This window comes from Glycomyces endophyticus, from assembly GCF_039531525.1.
GTDB lineage: Bacteria > Actinomycetota > Actinomycetes > Mycobacteriales > Micromonosporaceae > Glycomyces > Glycomyces endophyticus.
On sequence record NZ_BAAAQF010000004.1, the window covers coordinates 463,516 to 482,517 of the forward strand.

Annotated in this window: 15 protein-coding genes; 6 read left to right on the forward strand and 9 right to left on the reverse strand. The window is 71.2% G+C overall.

What is annotated here, in order from left to right; translation table 11 throughout:
* Positions 1-52 precede the first annotated feature (52 nt).
* Positions 53-1,558 (reverse strand): tRNA (N6-isopentenyl adenosine(37)-C2)-methylthiotransferase MiaB, encoded by a 1,506-nt coding sequence (miaB, locus tag ABD419_RS05300; RefSeq protein WP_344482728.1) that lies wholly within the window; start codon positions 1,556-1,558, stop codon positions 53-55.
* A 322-nt stretch (positions 1,559-1,880) separates the two neighbouring features.
* Between miaB and ABD419_RS05305 the strand changes: the two genes are divergently transcribed.
* The 6 genes from ABD419_RS05305 (at position 1,881) to ABD419_RS05330 (ending at position 9,394) form a co-directional block, all read left to right on the forward strand.
* Entirely contained in the window at positions 1,881-3,056 is a 1,176-nt protein-coding gene (locus ABD419_RS05305; protein WP_344482731.1) for an ABC transporter substrate-binding protein, read from the forward strand.
* 61 nt (positions 3,057-3,117) lie between these two features.
* On the forward strand, positions 3,118-3,999 hold the full coding sequence (locus ABD419_RS05310; protein WP_344482734.1) for a branched-chain amino acid ABC transporter permease: 882 nt from the start codon (positions 3,118-3,120) through the stop codon (positions 3,997-3,999).
* Positions 3,999-5,690 (forward strand): branched-chain amino acid ABC transporter ATP-binding protein/permease, encoded by a 1,692-nt coding sequence (locus ABD419_RS05315; RefSeq protein ID WP_344482737.1) that lies wholly within the window; start codon positions 3,999-4,001, stop codon positions 5,688-5,690. The genes ABD419_RS05310 and ABD419_RS05315 overlap by 1 nt, the downstream gene beginning before the upstream one ends.
* Positions 5,683-6,393: an ABC transporter ATP-binding protein gene (locus ABD419_RS05320; RefSeq protein WP_344482740.1), complete on the forward strand. Its 711-nt coding sequence runs from the start codon at positions 5,683-5,685 to the stop codon at positions 6,391-6,393. Before ABD419_RS05315 ends, ABD419_RS05320 begins: the two co-directional genes overlap by 8 nt.
* Before the next feature lie 29 nt (positions 6,394-6,422).
* Positions 6,423-8,963, forward strand: coding sequence for a sensor histidine kinase (locus ABD419_RS05325; RefSeq protein WP_344482743.1), 2,541 nt, complete (start codon positions 6,423-6,425; stop codon positions 8,961-8,963).
* Between the two features lie 14 nt (positions 8,964-8,977).
* Positions 8,978-9,394, forward strand: a complete 417-nt coding sequence (locus ABD419_RS05330; RefSeq protein WP_344482746.1) for a roadblock/LC7 domain-containing protein — start codon at positions 8,978-8,980, stop codon at positions 9,392-9,394.
* Between the two features lie 110 nt (positions 9,395-9,504).
* Here the strand turns inward: ABD419_RS05330 and ABD419_RS05335 are convergent, their stop codons facing one another.
* The 8 genes from ABD419_RS05335 to ABD419_RS05370 form a co-directional block, all read right to left on the reverse strand.
* Positions 9,505-9,921 carry a type II toxin-antitoxin system VapC family toxin gene (locus tag ABD419_RS05335; RefSeq protein ID WP_344482749.1) on the reverse strand — a complete coding sequence of 139 codons (417 nt, stop codon included), beginning with the start codon at positions 9,919-9,921 and terminating at the stop codon, positions 9,505-9,507.
* Complete coding sequence (locus ABD419_RS05340; RefSeq protein ID WP_344482752.1) at positions 9,918-10,172, reverse strand: type II toxin-antitoxin system VapB family antitoxin; 255 nt, start codon at positions 10,170-10,172, stop codon at positions 9,918-9,920. The genes ABD419_RS05335 and ABD419_RS05340 overlap by 4 nt, the downstream gene beginning before the upstream one ends.
* 246 nt (positions 10,173-10,418) lie before the next feature.
* Positions 10,419-10,793, reverse strand: a complete 375-nt coding sequence (locus tag ABD419_RS05345; RefSeq protein ID WP_344482755.1) for a sigma-70 family RNA polymerase sigma factor — start codon at positions 10,791-10,793, stop codon at positions 10,419-10,421.
* An 84-nt stretch (positions 10,794-10,877) separates the two neighbouring features.
* Positions 10,878-11,888, reverse strand: coding sequence for a ketol-acid reductoisomerase (gene ilvC / locus ABD419_RS05350; protein ID WP_344482757.1), 1,011 nt, complete (start codon positions 11,886-11,888; stop codon positions 10,878-10,880).
* A 21-nt stretch (positions 11,889-11,909) separates the two neighbouring features.
* Positions 11,910-12,437, reverse strand: a complete 528-nt coding sequence (gene ilvN, locus ABD419_RS05355; protein WP_091053034.1) for an acetolactate synthase small subunit — start codon at positions 12,435-12,437, stop codon at positions 11,910-11,912.
* Complete coding sequence (locus tag ABD419_RS05360) at positions 12,437-14,317, reverse strand: acetolactate synthase large subunit (protein ID WP_344482761.1); 1,881 nt, start codon at positions 14,315-14,317, stop codon at positions 12,437-12,439. The genes ilvN and ABD419_RS05360 overlap by 1 nt, the downstream gene beginning before the upstream one ends.
* A gap of 227 nt (positions 14,318-14,544) precedes the next feature.
* On the reverse strand, positions 14,545-17,238 hold the full coding sequence (locus tag ABD419_RS05365; RefSeq protein ID WP_344482764.1) for a putative bifunctional diguanylate cyclase/phosphodiesterase: 2,694 nt from the start codon (positions 17,236-17,238) through the stop codon (positions 14,545-14,547).
* Between the two features lie 124 nt (positions 17,239-17,362).
* Positions 17,363-18,934, reverse strand: coding sequence for a hypothetical protein (locus ABD419_RS05370; protein ID WP_344482766.1), 1,572 nt, complete (start codon positions 18,932-18,934; stop codon positions 17,363-17,365).
* Positions 18,935-19,002 lie beyond the last annotated feature (68 nt).

The following is a 19,002-nucleotide window of genomic DNA, read 5'->3' on the forward strand; positions in this document are numbered from 1 at the left end:
GGGCCTGTCCTGGCGCACAGGACAGGCCTGGGCGGGGGCGAGGCCCCGCGCCTCAGCAGGCGCAGCCGGGGCCCTCGGCCTTCGGGAGGGGCTTGCGGCCGATGGTGGGGATGCCGAGGGAGACGCCGGGGAGCTTGGTGGCCTTGCCCGCGGCCCAGGCGTCGCCGGCGCGGGTGGCGCGGTGGGTGAGGACCTTCCCGTCGGCGACGAGGTGGTGCGGGGCGCCGTAGGTGATCGCCGTCGTGACGACGTCGCCGGGGCGGACGCCTTCGGCGTTGCCGGTCGGGTCGGTGTCGGAGGGCGTGACGTTGAAGTGGACGAGGCGGCCGTCGCGGGCGCGGCCCGAGAGGCGGCCGGTGGCGGCGTCCTTGCGGCCGTCGCCGACGGTCACCAGGACCTCGACCTCGGTGCCTTCGAGGCGGCGGTTCTCCTCCCAGGAGACGCGCTCCTGGAGGGCGACGAGGCGCTCGTAGCGCTCCTGGACGACGGCCTTGGGGATCTGCCCGTCCATGGTCGCGGCGGGGGTGCCGGGGCGGATCGAGTACTGGAACGTGAACGCGCTGGAGAAGCGGGACTTCTCGACGACGTCGAGGGTGGCCTGGAAGTCCTCCTCGGTCTCGCCGGGGAAGCCCACGATGATGTCGGTGGTGATGGCCGCGTCGGGCATGGCCGCGCGGACCTTGTCGATGATCTCCAGGTACGCGGTGGAGCGGTAGGAGCGGCGCATCTCCTTGAGGACGCGGTCCGAGCCGGACTGGAGCGGCATGTGGAGGGAGTGGCAGACGTTGGGGGTCTCGGCCATGGCGGCGATGACGTCGTCGGTGAAGTTCTTGGGGTGCGGGCTGGTGAATCGGACCCGCTCGAGGCCCTCGATCTCCCCGGTCGCGCGCAGGAGCTTGCCGAAGGCGAGCTTGTCGCCGAACTCGACGCCGTAGGTGTTCACGTTCTGGCCCAGGAGGGTCACCTCGGAGACGCCCTCGGCGACGAGCGCGCGGACCTCGGCGAGGATCTCGCCGGGGCGGCGGTCCTTCTCCTTGCCGCGGAGCGAGGGCACGATGCAGAACGTGCAGGTGTTGTTGCAGCCCACGGAGATCGAGACCCACCCGGAGTAGGTCGACTCGCGCTTGGTGGGCAGCGTGGAGGGGAACGTCTCCAGGGACTCGAGGATCTCGACCTCGGCGGCGCGGTTGTGCCGGGCGCGCTCCAGCAGGGCCGGGAGCGAGCCGATGTTGTGCGTGCCGAAGACCGCGTCGACCCAGGGGGCGCGCGCGACGATGTCGCCGCGGTCCTTCTGCGCCAGGCAGCCGCCGACGGCGATCTGCATGTCGGGGTTCTCGCGCTTCGCGGGCGCGAGGTGGCTGAGGTTGCCGTACAGCTTGTTGTCGGCGTTCTCGCGCACGGCGCAGGTGTTGAACACGACGAGGTCGGGCGCGGCGTCGGCCGCGACCGGGACGTACCCGGCCGCTTCGAGCAGGCCCCCGATCCGCTCGGAGTCGTGCACGTTCATCTGACAGCCGTACGTCTTCACCTGGTACGTCTTCACACCGTTGACAGCCACCTCCCCAGGATAGACGCGATGCGGGTCACATCATCAGGGCCGGGAGCGCGACGCACCATGCACGCAGCGTGATCAGTCGACCGCCTACTGTGCACTGTCGTCCGTACGCCCGTTCGGAGCAATTCGACGACAGCGCGGTGTTCTCCCTTAATGAGCACGGTAAAGCCCACTAGTTGACAAAACTTATTCTTGTCCGGTCTTGTGCGTCCCCGACCGTCCTTATAAGGTGGCCTGCGTGCCGCCCTATCCCCCACGAGAGGGTGGCTTCCCCACCAAAGACCCCACCAGCCTCTCTCATCATCATTTCCGATCAAGGAAGAACATGCGCCTCAAATCCACCACTGGCGCGGCCTTGGCCGTTGCCGCCCTGCTCGCGACCGGTGCCTGTGTCTCCCAGGACACGACCGACGCCTCTTCCGACAGCGCCCTCTCGGGCTCCGGAACCGGCGCCGACTGCACCATCGACGAGACCGTCAAGATCGGCGCCGTCTTCAGCCTCACCGAGGCCGCCGCGTTCGCCGGCGCCTACCAGCAAGAAGGACTCGCGCTCGGGTTCGAGGAGGTCAACGCCGCCGGGGGCATCACCTACGAGGTGATCCAGGAGGACGACAAGACCACCGTCGACGGCTCGGTCGCCGCCTTCGAGAAGCTCATCGACCGCGACAAGGTCAGCGCCATCGTCGGCCCGACCCTCTCCAACATGGCCTTCACGACCTACACCGACGCGCAGAGCGCCGGCGTGCCCGCGCTCGGCGTCTCCACGACCGCCGAGGGCATCCCGGAGATCGGCGACTACATCTTCCGCGCCTCGCTGCCCGAGGAGGTCGCCCTCGCCGCCAGCATCCCGGCCGCCAAGGAGGCCCTCGGCCTCGCCAAGGTCGCCGTGCTCTACGACAGCGCCGACGAGTTCACCGCCTCCGCGTTCAACACGATCAAGGACGTCCTCACCGACGAGGGCATCGAGATCGTCGCCGAGGAGACCTTCGAGACCACCGACACCGACTTCTCGGCGCAGCTCACCAGCGTCCTCGACGCGGAGCCCGACGCCGTCATCCTCTCGGCCCTGCCCGGCGCGACCGTCCCGCTCGTCAAGCAGGCCCGTGAACTGGGCATCGAAGCCCCCATCGTCGGCGGCAACGCCTTCAACTCCCCCGTCCTGGTCGGCGCCCTCGAGGACGCCGCCGAGGGCCTCATCGTCGGCGGCGCCTGGAGCGCGGCGGCCGACACCACCGGCAACGCCGAGTTCATCGCGAACTACACCGAGAAGTTCGGCCGCGCGCCCGACCAGTTCGCCGCCCAGGCGTACACCGCCGCGTTCCTGATCGACCAGGCCGTCCGCGCCGACTGCGACGCGAACCGCGAGGCCATCAAGGACAACCTCGGCCAGATCCTCGAGTTCGACTCCATCCTCGGCCCGATCTCGATCGACGAGGGCGGCGAGGTCACCCAGGAGCCCGTGGTCCAGATCATCCGCGACGGCGCCTTCACCCTGCTGTAACCGCCCCGCCGGAACCCCGGCGGGACCCCGTCCCCACCCACCTCGTACAGGAAAACCAGACATGCTGCTGCAACAGTTGGCGAACGGCGTGTTCGCAGGCTCGATCTACGCGCTCTTCGCGATCGGCTTCACGCTCGTGTTCGGCGTGCTCCGACACCTGAACCTCGCCCACCCGGCGGTGTTCACGGCCGGCGCCTTCGTCGGCATCGAGGTCGCGGCGCGGACCGCGATCCCGGTGTGGATCCTGTTCCCGGTGGTGGCCCTGTTCGGGGCGCTCGCCGGGGTCCTGGTGGAGCGCATCGCGTTCCGGCCGCTGCGCGGCCGGGACGACGAGCACTTCGCCGGACTCATCTCGTCCGTCGCCCTCGGCGGCGTCGTCATCGCGCTCCTCCAGGCGCGGTACGGCACCGAGCCGCAGAGCTTCTCGGCGGACTACTTCCCCAACCAGCTCTTCGAGTTCGCGGGCGTCCGGGTCACCCTGACGCAGCTCGTGACACTCGGACTGGCGCTGGTCCTCATGCTCGGGCTCGCATGGCTCGTCTCGGCGACGTCGCTGGGGCGGTCCATGCGGGCCGTGGCGGAGAACCCGACCGCCGCCAAGGTCCTCGGCGTCAACGTGGGGAGGGTGACCGCCGGGACGTACGCGCTCTCGTCGGCGCTCGGCACCGTCGCCGGGGCGCTCCTGGCGCTCAACCTCGGCCAAGCCGGCCGCGACCTGGGCGCCTCGATCGAGCTGGTCGGATTCGCGGTGATCATCCTCGGCGGCCTCGGTTCACTGTGGGGCGCCATGGCCGCCGGGGTGGTCCTCGGCATCGCCGAGGCACTGACGATCCACCTGTTCGACTCCACCTGGAAGAGCATGGTCGCATTCGCGCTGCTCTTCGCCGTGCTCGTGCTGCGGCCGCGCGGCCTCTTCGGCCAGGTCAAGGTCAGGGAGGTCTGATGCTCGCCGGATACGACACCCTCATCACCACGATCGCGCTGTTCGCGATCCTCGCCTACTCCTTCCACGTCGTCCTCATGGCCGGGCAGCTCAGCCTCGGCCAGGCCGGGTTCGCGTCCCTCGCGGCGTACGTCTCCACCCTCGTGGTGCCGACCGAGCCCATCGCCGGATCGCTCTCCCCCGTCCTCGTCGGACTCCCCGTCGGCGCCCTCGTGGGCGCCGCCGCCGCGTTCGTCGTCGGCCTCCCGGTGCTGCGCCTGCGCGGGGTGTTCCTCGCCATCGCCACCATCGCCTTCGGCGAGATGGTCCGCGTGGTCATCAACAACGCCGAGTGGACGAACGGCGCCCTCGGCGTGCGCGTCGAGAAGTGGGTGACCTTCGACTTCGCGTGGATCATCGTCGCGGTCCTCGCCTACCTGTTCTGGCGCCTCGGACCCTCGCGCTCGGGCCGCGCCTTCGCCGCCGTCCGCGAGGACGAGCTCGCCGCCGGCGCCATGGGCGTCGACGTCGTGCGCACCCGCATGGCGTCCTTCGTCGCCTCGGGCGCCATCGCCGGCGTCTACGGGGTCATGTTCGCCTACTTCTTCGGGCGCATCACCCCCGCCACCTTCGACTTCGCCCTCACCGTCGACGGCCTCATCACCGCCGTCCTCGGCGGCTACCTGGTGTTCTTCGGCCCCGTCCTCGGCGCCGGGTTCCTCACGCTCGTCCCCGAGATCCAGAAGGCCCTCGGTCTGGAGGCCGGCTGGATCCACCCGCTCGTCACCGGGACGCTCCTCCTCGCCGTCGTCCTGTTCCTCCCCGGCGGCCTGTCGACCCTCTTCAGCCGGCTCCGCCGCGCGCCCGCCCGGCCCGGCCCCGACTACGCCCCCCTCGACTCGCTCGACCCGCTGCCCGACCCGGGCACCCCGATCGCGTCCGTCACCGGCCTCGCCAAGAGCTACGGGGCCGTCGACGCCGTCCGCGGCGTCGACCTGGAGATCCGCTCCGGCGAGGTCCTGGGGGTCATCGGCCCCAACGGCGCCGGCAAGACCACCCTGGTCAACATGATCAGCGGCCTGGAGCCGCCCACCGCCGGCGAGGGGCAGATCCTGGGCGTCCCGCTCGGCTCCCGCCCGCACCGCTTCGCGCAGGCCGGCGTCAGCCGGACCTTCCAGCACTCCAAGCTGTTCGAGCGGCTCACCGTCCTCGACAACGTCCTCGTCGGGACGCACGTCGTCAGCCGCTCCACCTACCTGCGGCGGCTCCTGTGGCTGCCGTCCGCCCGCCGCGACGAGCGCCGCGCGCTCGCCCTCGCCTGGGCCCAGCTCGAACGCGTCGGCCTCGCCGACCGGGCCGGGCTCCGCCCCGGGGCGCTCTCCTACGGCGACCGGCGGCGGCTGGAGATCGCCCGCGCCCTCGCGGCCCACCCGACCCTGCTCATCCTCGACGAGCCCGCGGCCGGCATGAACCACGTCGAGGCGGCCGAACTCGCCACCCTCATCCGCGGCCTCGCCGACGACGGCGTGACCGTCCTGTTCATCGAGCACAACGTCAAGATGGTCCTCGAAGCCTGCACCCGCCTCGTCGTCCTCGACTTCGGCGAGGTCATCGCCGAAGGCGAGCCGCGCGAGGTCGCCTCCGACCCGAGAGTGATCGAGGCGTACCTGGGCACCGAGGCCGAAGCGCCCGAGGAGTCCGAACATGTCTGAACCGATCCTCGAAGTCGAGTCGCTCAAGGTCGCCTACGGGCGCGTGCAGGCCGTCCGCGACGTGTCCTTCACCGTTCCCGAAGGCGGCCTCGTCGCGCTGGTGGGGGCCAACGGGGCCGGCAAGAGCTCCGTGCTCGCCGCCGTCTCCGGGCTGATGCGCCCCGGCTCCGGCCGGATCCGCTTCGGCGGCGAGGACATCACCCGCCGGCCCGCGCACCGCCGCATCGCCGCCGGACTCGTCCTCGTCCCCGAAGGGCGCCAGATCCTCGGGACGCTCACCGTCGCCGAGAACCTGCTCCTGGGCGCGCACCGGCGCCGCCGCGTGGCGGCCCCCGAATCCGAGATGTACGACCTGTTCCCCGTCCTGGCCGAGCGGCGGGCCCTGCCCGCCGGTTCGCTGTCGGGCGGCGAGCAGCAGATGCTGGCGATCGCCCGCGCGATGATCGCCAGGCCGAGGGTCGTCCTGTTGGACGAGCCCTCGATGGGGCTGGCCCCCAAGATGGTCGACGAAGTCTTCGCGGTCATCGAGAAGATCCGCGCCTCGGGCGTGACAGTGGTGCTGGTCGAGCAGAATGCCCGCAGGGCCCTGCGCGCGGCCGACACCGGGCACGTCCTGGAGACCGGGGAGATCGCGCACAGCGGCCCCGCCTCCGAACTCCTGCAAGACCCCCGAGTCGTGAAAGCCTATCTGGGCGTCGAATAGCGGCGGCGCCCGCCGAAGGAACCCCTGAGATGAACGATGAGCTAGCCGAGTCCCCGCCGACGCGCAAGAAGCGGCAGCCGCGCGGCGGTCCCTGGTCCCGCATGAGGATCAGGACCAAGTTGACGATCATGCTGCTCGTTCCCGCGCTCACCCTGGCCGGAATGGTCGCGCTCCGACTCGTCGAGTCGGCCGACGAGGCCCGCGACATCGGCGCCACCGCCGACGCCGTCGAGCTCGCCCGCGACGTCAACGCGGTCATCGCCGCGATCCAGGCCGAGCGCGAGGACGCCGCCAGGCTGGTGTACCAGGAGCAGACCGGCAGCTCCGATGCCGAGGCGATCGCGACCTCCTTCACCAACCACGAGACCGCCACCGGGAACGCCATCGAGGAGCTCACCGCCACCCGCGAGAGCCTCGACCTCGACGCGGAGTCCGAGTCGCTCCTGGAGCGCGCCGACGCCCCGCTGTCGCGGCTCGAGACGACCCGCAGCGCGGTCGTCGACGGCACGGTGGAAGCGGTCCACCTCACGGTGTACAACTCGATGGTCGCGCGCCTGTCGGCCGTGCTCGACCACGCGGTCGACCTCGCCGGGACCGCCGAGCTGACCCGGACCGTGCGCACCGCGAGCCTCCTGTCCACCATCGACGAGTACTCCGAGCAGATCCGGATGCTGGTGCTGTCCCTCGAGGACGGCAAGCCGCTCGCCGGCAAGCACCGGACCTTCATGCGGCTCACGGCCGCCCGCGAGGAGTCCCTGAACGAGTACCGCCGCATCGTGGCCCAGACCGACCCCGGCGCCGCCGTGTTCGAGGTGGGCGGCATCGGCTCGTCCGACGCCCGCGAGGCCAACGCGTTCGAGAGCACCATCGCCGGCTCCCGTTCCGACGAGGAGCAGGAGGTCGAGCACTACGCGCTCATGGCCGCCTACGACGCCCGCCACTCGGACACGTCCTCGCTCATCGGCGCGGCGCTCGACGAGGCCACCGAGGAGGCCGGCGCCGTCAGCGCGGCCGCCATCCGGCGCCTGGTCGCCGAGTCCGTCATCGTGGTCGTCGCCCTCGCCATCGCGTTCCTCATCGCCTTTACCATCGGCCGCTCGGTCACGCGCGGCCTCCGCGACCTGTCGGGCTCGGCCCGCCAGATCGCCATGGTGGACCTGCCGCAGGCCGTCAAGCGCGTCGACCAGCAGCAGGGCCTGGGCGGCCTGAGCCCGTTCGAGTACGCCGCGCGCACCACCCCGCCGATGCGGGTCCGCGGCGACGACGAGCTCAGCGAGGTCGGCGAGGCGTTCAACATCGTCCACCGCGAGGCCATCCGCGTCTCGGCGCAGCAGGCCCTCCTGCGGTACCACGTCGGCGCGATCTTCGTCCGGCTCGCCCGCCGCGGCCACTCGCTCACCGGCCGGCTCACGGCCGAGCTCGACGCGGCCGAGCAGAACGAGCAGGACCCGGAGCGCCTCCAGCGGCTGTTCCGCCTGGACCACCTGGCCTCGCTCATCGGGCGCGCGAACGACTCGCTCCTGGTGCTCGGCGGCTCCTCGGCCGCGAAGGTCCGGACCACGGACGCCTCGCTCGACGACGTGCTCATCGCGGCCCAGAGCCGCATCGAGTACTACACCCGCATCGAGGCCGCCGCGGACGAAGGCGCGTGGGTCAAGGCCGACTACGTCGACGACGTCGTGCAGCTCCTCGCCGAGCTCATGGACAACGCGACGCGCTACTCCGAGTCCGCCGCCGAGATCACCGCCCGGGTCCTGACCGGCAAGGTCATCATCCAGGTGCGCGACCACGGCATCGGGATCGAGCCCGACCGCATGGAGCGGTTCAACGACCGGCTCCGCCGCGACACCCCGGTGGACCTGGAGGCCATGCAGGCCATGGGGCTCACCGTGGTCGGCTTCCTCTCGGGGCGGCACGGCATCGAGGTCGAGCTGCGGCCGTCGATCGGCGGCGGCGTGGTCGCCGAGATCGCCGTCCCCGGGACGCTGCTCTCGTTCACGCCGCCCCCGCGCACCCAGCGCCCGCCCACCCTGCCCGGCGGCGCGGCCGGCGCCCGCACCGTCCCGATCCAGCGCCCGCGCCAGAACGCGCCGCTGTTCGGGCGGGCCGACAACCCCGCGCTGACGCAGTCGGCCGACCCGAACCAGGTGCCGCAGCAGCGTCAGCCCGCGAAACACGTTGCGCCCGAACCCAAGGCGCTTCCGGCCGGCCCCAGTCACCGGGTCTCCGCAGTGGACGACACCCGCCCGCTGCCGGTACTCTCCTCCTCGACGACGGCCGTGCTCTCCGAGCTCCCGGAGATCAAGTTCGACGTGACCGTGGTGCACGCTGACCCGTCCCTGCGGGCCGGACACGCGCTGCCCCAACCCAAGAAGGCCCCCACCTTCGGGCCGAACGGCCTGCCGCGGCGGGACCCGATGACCAACCTCGTCCCCGGCGCGGTCGCCCCGAGCCCGGGCCAGGACGGCATGGTCATCGAGCGCAACCCCCGGAGCATCGGCGCGACGTACTCCGCGTACGCCCGCGGCCTTTCGAGCAGCAGGACCGCTGGACCCCACAATGAGAAATGACCCGGAGATCGACCATGACCACTAGCGCGCAACTGGACTTCCTTCTCAACGACTTCGTCGGCCGGGTGCCGCACGTGACGCACGTGATCGCCGTGGCGGCGGACGGTCTGCTCATCGCCTCGAACAACACCCTGCCCCGGGACGAGGCCGAGCGCCTGTCGGCGATCGCCTCCGGTCTGACGAGCCTCCTCGCCGGCGCGGCCCGGTCGCTCCAGGCCGACCCCGTCATCTCCAACCTGACGGAGATGAACGGCGGCTTCATGTTCTCGATGTCGGTGTCGAGCGGCGCGAGCATCCTCGCCCTCGCCGGTCTCAACTGCGACATCGGCCAGGTCGGCCACGAACTCGCCAACCTCATCAACCAGGTCGGCCCCGCCCTCACCCCCGCCGCCCGCCAGATGTACGCGGCCCAGTACCAGCAGCAGCACTGACCCTTTCGTCGGGTCTGCGAATGTGCAGATCGCAGCTACAGGTACACACGGAGAGGCCGGGAACCGCATCGCGGTTCCCGGCCTCTTCAGTTCGGTGCCGGCCAGAGGTGTTACGGCGGAGGCCGGAGGACGGCGATGTCGGTCTGGACGAAGTCGTCGCCGACGCACAGGATCGGCCAGTCCAGCTCGGCGGCGACCCCGTAGACGATGCAGTCGCCGAAGTTGAGCTTCGCCGGGTGCCGCCCCTTGCCGAACCGGCGCCAGGACTCGAGCGCCCGCTCAGTCGACTTGGCGGTCGCATCGACGAGGTCGATCTCCGCATCGCGAACGAACCGGGCGGCGATCCCGGTCTCGCGCGGACCGAAACGGGACTCAAGGTCCATGCCGAGCTCCAGGTAGGTAGCCGCGGGCATGACCGCCGCGGTCGTCTGCGCGAGTGCGTCGGTCAGCCAGTCGGCGCCGGGCTCGTCGCTCAAGATCGCGACGGCGGCTGAGGTGTCGACGACGAGGAAGTCGGCTTCGGTCACGTGGGGAGGCCGTTCTCGTCGTATCCGAGGATCTCGTCGGCGGGGCGGTCGTCGAGGACCGGCAATTGCCGCAGCTCGGCCCGCAGCGCGTCGAGCCGGCGGTGGATGCGCCGGGGACGCGCGTCGTGCGTCTGCCGCTCCAGCCGTTCGCGGATCGCCGTCTCCACGGCCTCGGTCAGGGATTCACCGGTGGCCGCGACGAGCTCGCGAGCGAGCTGGTCGGCCGTCGGGCTCTTGATGCTCAGCGCCATGTCTACCATTCTATCTTTCTTTCTAGAAAGATAGAATCCAATCGTCGCGGCGAGTCCCCGGCACCGAACGACGAAGGCCGGGAGTCGCTGCACGACTCCCGGCCTTTACGTTTCGTACGGTTCCGGGTGGCTCGGTACCGAACCACCCGGATCACCTCGCGGCTACGCCGTCTCGGTGATCTTCCACTACACCAGCGGCTGAACGAAACCCGCGCATCGATTGTCGAGGCCCGATCGCGCAGTTGCTCAGGCAGCCTTGGCGAGCTGGGATACACGCTGCTCCGAGATCCCGAGGACTGCCGCGATATCGCGGCCGGTCATACCTGAGCCCTTGAGAAGCATCACGGTCTCGCGATTGATACGCGAGGCCTGCGCCTGGAGTTCAGCTGCCTTGGCGGCGTCCTCCCGCGCTTCCAGGATGCGCGCGTCGATCTCCGGGGCGATGCGCCAGACGAGGTTGATCGGCACGGTGTCCGCTTCCGCGATGCCGAAGCAGTCGAGATAGTCGCGGACCATCTCCTCGGCACCTCCAGCGGTGGTCGCCTGGGTGACGCCGACACCGGGTACGTCGAGCTCCCACAGGCCGTGAACCCGTGTCGCCGTGACGGTGTATTCCTTCATCGAAGCCACCCCAACCTTTCCGGCCCGAAACACCTATGGCCGGGAGCCGCTTCGCGGCTCCCGGCCATAAACTGCGCTTGAGACTTACGCCGTCTCGGTGATCTTGCGCTGGACCCAGGGCATGAGGTCGCGCATCTTCTTGCCGACCTCTTCGATCGGGTGGTCGTTCTGCTCCTGCTGGAGCTTGGCGTAGTTCTCGCGCTTCTCGGCCTCGGCGACCCACTCCTTGGCGAAGGTGCCGTCCTGGATCTCGCCCAGGATGCGCTTCATCTCGGCCTTGGTGTCGGCGTTGACGACGCGGGGGCCGCGGGTGAGGCCGCCGTACTCGGCGGTGTCGGAGACGGAGTACCACATGTTGGCGATGCCGCCCTCGTAGATCATGTCCACGATGAGCTTGAGCTCGTGCAGGCACTCGAAGTACGCGGCCTCGGGGGCGTAGCCCGCCTCGACCAGGGTCTCGAAGCCGGCCTTGATGAGCTCGGCGGCGCCGCCGCAGAGGACGGCCTGCTCGCCGAACAGGTCGGTCTCGGTCTCCTCCTTGAAGGTGGTCTTCAGGACGCCGGCGCGGGTGCCGCCGATGGCCTTCGCGTAGGCGAGGGCCACGGACTGGGTGTCGCCGGACGGGTCCTGCTCGACCGCGATGAGCGCGGGGACGCCCTTGCCGTCCACGAACTGGCGGCGGACCATGTGGCCCGGGCCCTTCGGGGCGACCATGGCGACGTTGACGTCCGCGGGGGCCTGGATCAGGTCGTAGCGGATGTTGAAGCCGTGGCCGAAGAACAGCGAGTTCCCGGCGGACAGGTTCGGGGCGATCTCCTCGGCGTACAGCTTCGCCTGCGCGGTGTCGGGGACCAGGATCATGATGACGTCGGCCCACGCGGCGGCCTCGGCCGGGGTGAGCACCTTCAGGCCCGCCTCCTCGGCCTTGGGGCGCGACTTCGAGCCCTCCTGGAGGCCGACGGCGACATCGACCCCGGAGTCCCGCAGGCTCAGCGAGTGGGCGTGGCCCTGCGAGCCGTAACCGAGGACGGCGACCTTCTTGCCCTGGATCACTGCCAGGTCGGCGTCGTCGTCGTAGAACACTTCAGCGGTCATGCGATTGCTTCTCTTCCCTTGTTACTGCTGGCTATTCGGTGAGACGTAGCGCGACAGCGAGGCCATGGACTTGGCCCCCCGCCCCAGTGCGACCGTCCCCGACTGGACGAGCTCCTTGATCCCGAACGGCTCCAGGACTTCCAGGAACGCCTCGATCTTGTCGCGGTTCCCGGTGACCTCGAAGGTGACCGTGTCGGGTGTGACGTCGACCGAGCGGGCCTTGAACAGCTCGGCGGCGGCGATCACCTGGCCGCGGGTGGCGGCGTCGGCGCGGACCTTCACCAGCAGCAGTTCGCGCTGCACGGAGGAGCCCGCTTCCAGTTCCACGATCTTCAGCACGTGGACCAGCTTGTTGAGCTGCTTGGTGACCTGCTCCAGCGAGCCGGCCTCGACGTCGACCACGATGGTGATGCGGCTGACGCCGGGGTGCTCGGTCTCGCCGACGGCGAGGGAGTCGATGTTGAAACCGCGCCTGGAGAACAGCGCGGCCACCCGGGCGAGGACGCCCGGCTTGTTCTCGACGAGGACCGAAAGCGTATGCGTGGTCACTAGATCTCTCCCTCGTCGTCGAAGTTCGGGCGCACGTCGCGCGCGTACAGGATCTCGTCGTTGGAGACCCCGGCCGGGACCATCGGCCACACCATGGCGTCGGGGCCGACGGTGAAGTCGACGACGACGGGCCGGTCGTTGATCTCGTTGGCCTGGCGGATGACCGCGTCGACCTCGGCGGCCGTCTCGGCGCGCAGGCCGACGCAGCCGAGGGCCTCGGCGAGCTTCACGAAGTCCGGGACGCGCGGGGACGCCTCGGAGTGGTGGGTCGACAGGTTCGTCTGGGAGTACCGCTGGCCGTAGAACAGGGTCTGCCACTGGCGGACCATGCCCAGGTTGCCGTTGTTGATGACCGCGACCTTGATCGGGATGCCCTCGATCGCGCAGGTCGCCAGCTCCTGGTTGGTCATCTGGAAGCACCCGTCGCCGTCGACGGCCCACACGGTGCGGTCCATCACGCCGAGCTTGGCGCCCATGGCGGCCGGCACGGCGTAGCCCATGGTGCCCAGACCGCCGGAGTTGATGAACGTGCCCGGGGCCTCGTACTTGATGAACTGCGAGGCCCACATCTGGTGCTGGCCGACGCCGGCGGTCCAGATGGTGTCGGCGGGGGCCAGCTCGCCGAGGCGCTGGATCACCCACTGCGGGGTGAGCAGGCCGTCGTCGATGTCGGTGTAGCCCAGGGGGTACCGCCCGCGCAGGTCGTCGAGCGTCTCCCACCAGGTCTTCAGGCGCTCCTTGCCGGGGTCGGCGTAGGCCTCGGTCATGGCGGCGATCGCAGCGCGGCAGTCGCCCACGATCGGGACGTCGACCTCGCGGTTCTTGCCGATCTCGGCCGGGTCGATGTCGACGTGGACGATCTTGGCCTCGGGCGCGAACGTGTCGAGCTTGCCGGTGACGCGGTCGTCGAAGCGGGCGCCCAGGGCCACGATGAGGTCGGACTTCTGGAGCGCGTGCACCGCGGGCACCGTGCCGTGCATGCCGGGCATGCCGAGGTGCTGCGGGTGCGAGTCGGGGAAGGCGCCGCGGGCCATGAGGGTGGTGACGACGGGCGCGCCGGTCAGCTCGGCGAGCTCGATGAGCTCGGCGGTGGCGCCGGACTTGAACACGCCGCCGCCGACGTAGAGCACCGGCTTCCTCGCCTCGGCGATGAGCGCGGCGGCCTCGCGGATCTGCTTGCCGTGCGGCTGCGTCGTGGGACGGTAGCCGGGCAGGTCCATCTTGGGCGGCCACACGAACTCGCCCGGGGTCTGGAGGATGTCCTTGGGGATGTCGACCAGCACGGGGCCGGGCCGGCCGGAGGCGGCCACGTAGAACGCCTCGGCGAGCACGCGCGGGATCTCCTCGACCGTGCGCACCAGGTAGGAGTGCTTGGTGATCGGCATCGTGATGCCGACGATGTCGGCCTCCTGGAAGGCGTCGGTGCCGATCGAGGTCGAGACGACCTGGCCGGTGATGGCGACGATCGGGACGGAGTCCATGAAGGCGTCGGCGAGCGGCGTCACCAGGTTGGTCGCGCCGGGGCCGGAGGTCGCCATGCACACGCCGACGCGGCCGGTCGCCTGGGCGTAGCCCTGGGCGGCGTGGCCGGCGCCCTGCTCGTGGCGGACGAGGATGTGGCGCACCTTCTCGGAGTCCAGGAGCGGGTCGTAGGCCGGGAGGATGGTGCCGCCCGGGATGCCGAAGACCGAGTCGACCTCGAGCTCCTCGAGGGCGCGGACGACGGCCTGCGCGCCGGTGAGGACGGGCGCGGCGGCGGGAGCGCCGAGCGGGGGTGCGGGCCTGGGTGCCTTCGGCCTCGCGGGCTGAGCTTTGGCAGCCTGCGACCCATCCCGTGCAGCCTGCGGCCCTGGCTTGGGTGCCTTCACTGGTGTGCTCATGTCCTTCGTCCAATAGGGAGATGTGGCTGGTTCGACATGCTGCGTCGTTCCCCGGGCAGAAAAAATCGCCCGCGTGCTAGGACGCACGGGGCGAGCGCACCGTCAGGGAACGACGGTGCGCTAGGTAAGTACTACGACGAGCGGCCGGGCGGCGAAGGCCTCGGTCGCGTTCTGGTCGTAGTTCTGCTGCGGCACGTTCCCCATGATTCACGATTCCGGCCCGTGAGTCAACTTTTCTCAGACTCCGGGACGTCGCGCGGCGTGTCGCGGGGACCGGGGACGGGGTACGCGGCGGACGCGAGGGCCTTGGGCTCCTCGGTGAGCCAGCGCGTCAGGTCGTCCGGGTCCATGGGCTTGGCGAGCAGGTAGCCCTGCACAAGCGGGGCTTCGGCGGCGATCATGGCGTTCAGCTGGAGGTCGGTCTCGACGCCTTCGGCGATGACCTCCATGCCGAGGATGCGGCCGAGGGCGACGGTGACCGCGGCGAGGGGGCCGACGCCGCCGTCGTCCTTGGCGATGAGGTCGCGGTCGATCTTGATGATGTCGACGGGGAGGCGTTCGAGCTGGCCGAGCGAGGAGTACCCGGACCCGAAGTCGTCCAGGGCGATCCGCACGCCGGCGCCGCGGAGGGCGCCGAGCTGGGCGATGAGGGTGTTCATCTGGTGGGAGAAGTCGTGCTCGGTGACTTCGAGCACGAGGCGCTTGGCGGGGACGCCGGCGGCGATGAGCGCGGTGTTGACCTCGGTGGCGAAGAGGTGGGTGTGGAGCTCCTTGACGGAGACGTTGACGGAGATCCAGGCCTTGATGCCGCCGTTCTGCCAGGCGGCGAGCTGCTCGGCGGCGCGGTTGACGGTCCAGACGGCGAGGTCCTGGGTGAGTCCGGACTCGGTGGCGGCGGGGATGAACTCGGCGGGGCTGACCTGGCCGAGGCGGGGGTGGTTCCAGCGCAGGAGGGCCTCGGCGCCGACGATGGTGCGGTCGGTGACGTCGAAGACGGGCTGGTAGACGAGGCGGAGCTCGTCGCGGCCGATGGCGCCGCGGAGCTCCTGGCTGAGCTCGTTCTTGCGGCGGACGAGGCGGTCGAACTCGCTGTCGTAGGTGGCGTAGCGGTTCTTGCCGGCCTGCTTGGCGGCGCGGAGGGCGAGGTCGGCGTTGCGGAGGAGGAGTTCGGGGTCGCCCAGTCCCTCTGCGGCCGTGGCGATGCCGACGGAGCCGGTGACGAAGACGGTGGACTCGTCGTGGAACTCGTAGGGTTCGCCGAGGCGGGCGACGAGGGCCTTGGCGGTGGCGACGGCCTCGGACCAGCTGGCGCGCAGGAGGATCGCGAACTCGTCGCCGCCGAGTCGGGCGCCGACGTCGGTGGGGCGCAGGAGTTCCTTGATGCGGCGGGAGACCTCGACGAGGAGTTCGTCGCCGAAGTCGTGGCCGCGGGTGTCGTTGACGTTCTTGAAGCCGTCGAGGTCGAGCAAAAGGAGCGCGGTCTGGTGCTCCTCGGCGGCGACGCCGTCTTCGAGGCTCTGGAGGAGGGCGCGGCGGTTGGCGAGGCCGGTGAGCGGGTCGGAGTAGGCCATGCGGGCGAGTTCGGTCTCGAGGCTGCGGCGGGCGCCGACGTCCTCCATGCGGGCGACGAGGCCGCGCACCTGGGGGCGGCCGCGAAGGTCGGTGACGACGGTCTCGGTGTGGCGCCAGCGGCGGGCGGAGTCGCGGACGCGGATGTTGAGGGAGACCTGGCCGGTGTGGCTGAGGCCGTCGAGGAGGGTCCGGAGGTCCTCCTCGGTGTTGCGGCGGTCGTCGACGTGGACGAGGTCGAGGAAGGAGGCGCCGACGCAGGTGCCGGCGTCGGTGGCGGGCCGCCAGGCGGAGTCCTCGGGGTGCCAGGTGACGGTGAGGTCGGGGTCGAGGACCAGGACGGTGTCGGAGGCGACGCCGACGATGGCGGAGAGGCGGCGCTGCCGGGCGGTGGCCTCGCCGGTGACGCGACGGACGTCGAAGTAGGTGAGGGTGAGGCGGGCGCCGAGGGCGCCGACGGCGGCGAGGCCGAGGAGGGTCGCGTCGAGCGGGAGGTTGCCTCTGGTGGCGCCGTTGATGAGGACGGCGCCGGCGGCGAGGGCGCCCGCGCCGGCCATGACGGTGTAGTGGACGCCGGGGTAGTTCGGCTTGTCGATCGGCGCGGGCTTCTGGCTGCGGGCTAGGTAGGTGACGCCGAGGAGGGCCGCGCAGGTGGCGACCCACAGGACGGACCACCAGAGGACGCGTTCCTCGGGGCGCTGCCACTGCCAGGCGACGAAGGTCGAGAGGCCGGTGAAGTGGACGGCGAAGACGGCGATGTAGGCGAGGGCGTGGCGGCGGCGCCAGCGCTGGATGCGGAAGGTGGTGGTGAAGCCGACGCCGAGCATGACGATGCCCATCATGCCGGGGATGACGATGGCGAGGTCGCCTTCGCCGAGGGGGCCGCGCATCTCGGCGAAGAGGGGGCGGGCGAAGAGGGTCCAGGCGAAGAAGAGGGCGCAGAGGCCGACGAAGGAGCCGTCGACGAGGCGGCGCTGGACGGCCTGGGGGGCCCAGCCGCTGTCGGGCAGGCGCAGGAGGGCGAGGGCCCAGAGGACGACGGAGGCGGCGAAGCCGGTGCCGGCGACGGAGTCGGCGGCGGGGTCGGGGAGCCAGCAGGCGGCGGCGAAGGCGGCGGCCATGGTCTGGATGCCGGCGGCCATGAGCTGGTAGGTGGTGCGGCGTCCGGCGGCGATGCGGCCGGCGGCGCGCCACATGAGGGAGCCGGCGCAGGCGGCGCCGAGGGAGCCGAGGGCGGCGGCGGTGCCGGGGGCGATGGTCTGCAGCGAGCCTTCGACGCCGACCACGACGGCGGCGGCCAGCACGGAGCACCAGACTGCGGTGGTCGCGGTCCACGACAGCAACTGCCGCACGCGACGGGGTGTTGGCGTCATCCACTGGCCCAATCGTAGGAAGCCTCGTGCATTACAGGATGCCGCATGGTCCGGTGTACCGGTATCGGGCCCTCCGCGAATCCCTTCGGCTGTAACGGAACGGCTACTCCGAGGCGCGTTCGGGGAGGGTGGCGAGGAGCCGTTCGAGGGCGGTGCGGTCGGCCTGGTGGGCCGCGGCGGCGGCCTTGTCGGCCTCGCTGGCGTCGGCGCGGGCGGCGAAGAGGGCGGCGCGCAGTTCGGCGAGGCGCTCGTCGCGGGCCTCGGTCTGGCGGCGGGCCTTGGCGGCGGCGCGGCGGTAGGCGATGACCGGGACGACGATCGCGAGTGCGGGGCCGAGGGCGAGGGCCCACTGGCCGAAGGCCGCGGCGACGACGGCCCAGACGCCGAAGACGACCGCCGAGGCAGTGTGGAGCGGCTTCGAGGGGCCGTCCGTGTCGAAGCCGCGGCCGATGCGCGCTTCGGCGAGGGCGAGGGCGGCGGGGTCGTGTCCGGCGGCGGTGACGTCGATGGACTCGCCGCGGCGCCTGACGGCGGTGACGGTGGGCTCGGGGGCGGTCGCGGTCGCCTCGATGTGTGCGAGGCGGGCGCGCAGGAGCGGGGCGGCGAGGTCGAGTGCGAGGCGGCGCAGGGCGACCGGGGCCGCGGGGTCGAAGAGGTCGCGGCGCAGGAGCGCGGCGGGGGTGCCGGCGGGCTCGGCCCAGGAGGGGCGGCTGCGGTCGGGGCCGTCGTCGAGGCCGAGGGCCTCCATCTCGCCGACGATCGGGCGCTCGGCGGGGCTGGGCTCCTCGATGAGCTCTTCGAGGTAGCGGCGCCAGCGGCCGTCGCTGCGTTCGAGTTCGGCGAGGTCGGCGGTCGCGGGTTCGGCGGCGAGGTGGACGCGGAGGGCGTTGCAGGCCTCCGCGAGGGTGGGCGTCTGGCCGTCGGCGGCGCCGAATCCGGTGATCGCGGCGTCCCAAAGCTCGGCCTCGTCCGCGTCGTCCGGGTCGAACAGTTCGCGCAGGCGGCCGGTGAGCTGCACGACCGCGGCGGGCCCGAAGGCACCGAGGGCGGCGTGCTCCCACAGGGCGCGCCAGCCGTTCGCGATGAGCCCCTTGTCGCATTCGCCGAGGTCCGCGGGGTCGTGGATGAGCCGCAGGAACGCGGCGTCGACGAGGACCGCCTGGCCGAAGCAGCGGCCGACGGCGAGGTTGAACAGCTCGGCGCGGACGGCGTCGCGGTCGCGGGCGGCGTCGAGTCCGGTGGTGAGCCCGCCGGCGGGGGCCTTGCCGTCGGCGCCGGGGCGGCCGCGGAACACCAGCGGCAGGATCGCGGCGGCGGCGGGCGGGAGCCAGTAGCCGGGGAGGTCCGGGAGGTCGGGGCGGCGGGCGGGCCGACCTTCGGCGAGGGCGCGGAACGCGCTGCGGATCTCCCTGCGCGCCTGGTACTCGTCGAGTTCGAGGAGCTGGAAGCGCAGGTCGGTCCAGGCGAGGAGGAGGCCGACCCGGTCGGCGACGGCGTCGACCCGCGAGTCGACCCGCTGCAGGCCCTCGCCGATCTCGCTCTGCACGGACTCGAGTTCGCGGCGGCGGGCCCGGCGCTCGGCGCCGACCTCGTCGGTGAGCTCGTTGATCGCGGCGGTCTGCGACCACTCCTGGCTGAAGTCCGACCAGTTCCACTGGCTGACAGTGCGGGCCATGCGGCTGCTCCGGGGAGGGTGAGGGATGAGTGCGGTTTCATTGTGCCCGGTGCACGGCCGCGGCGGAG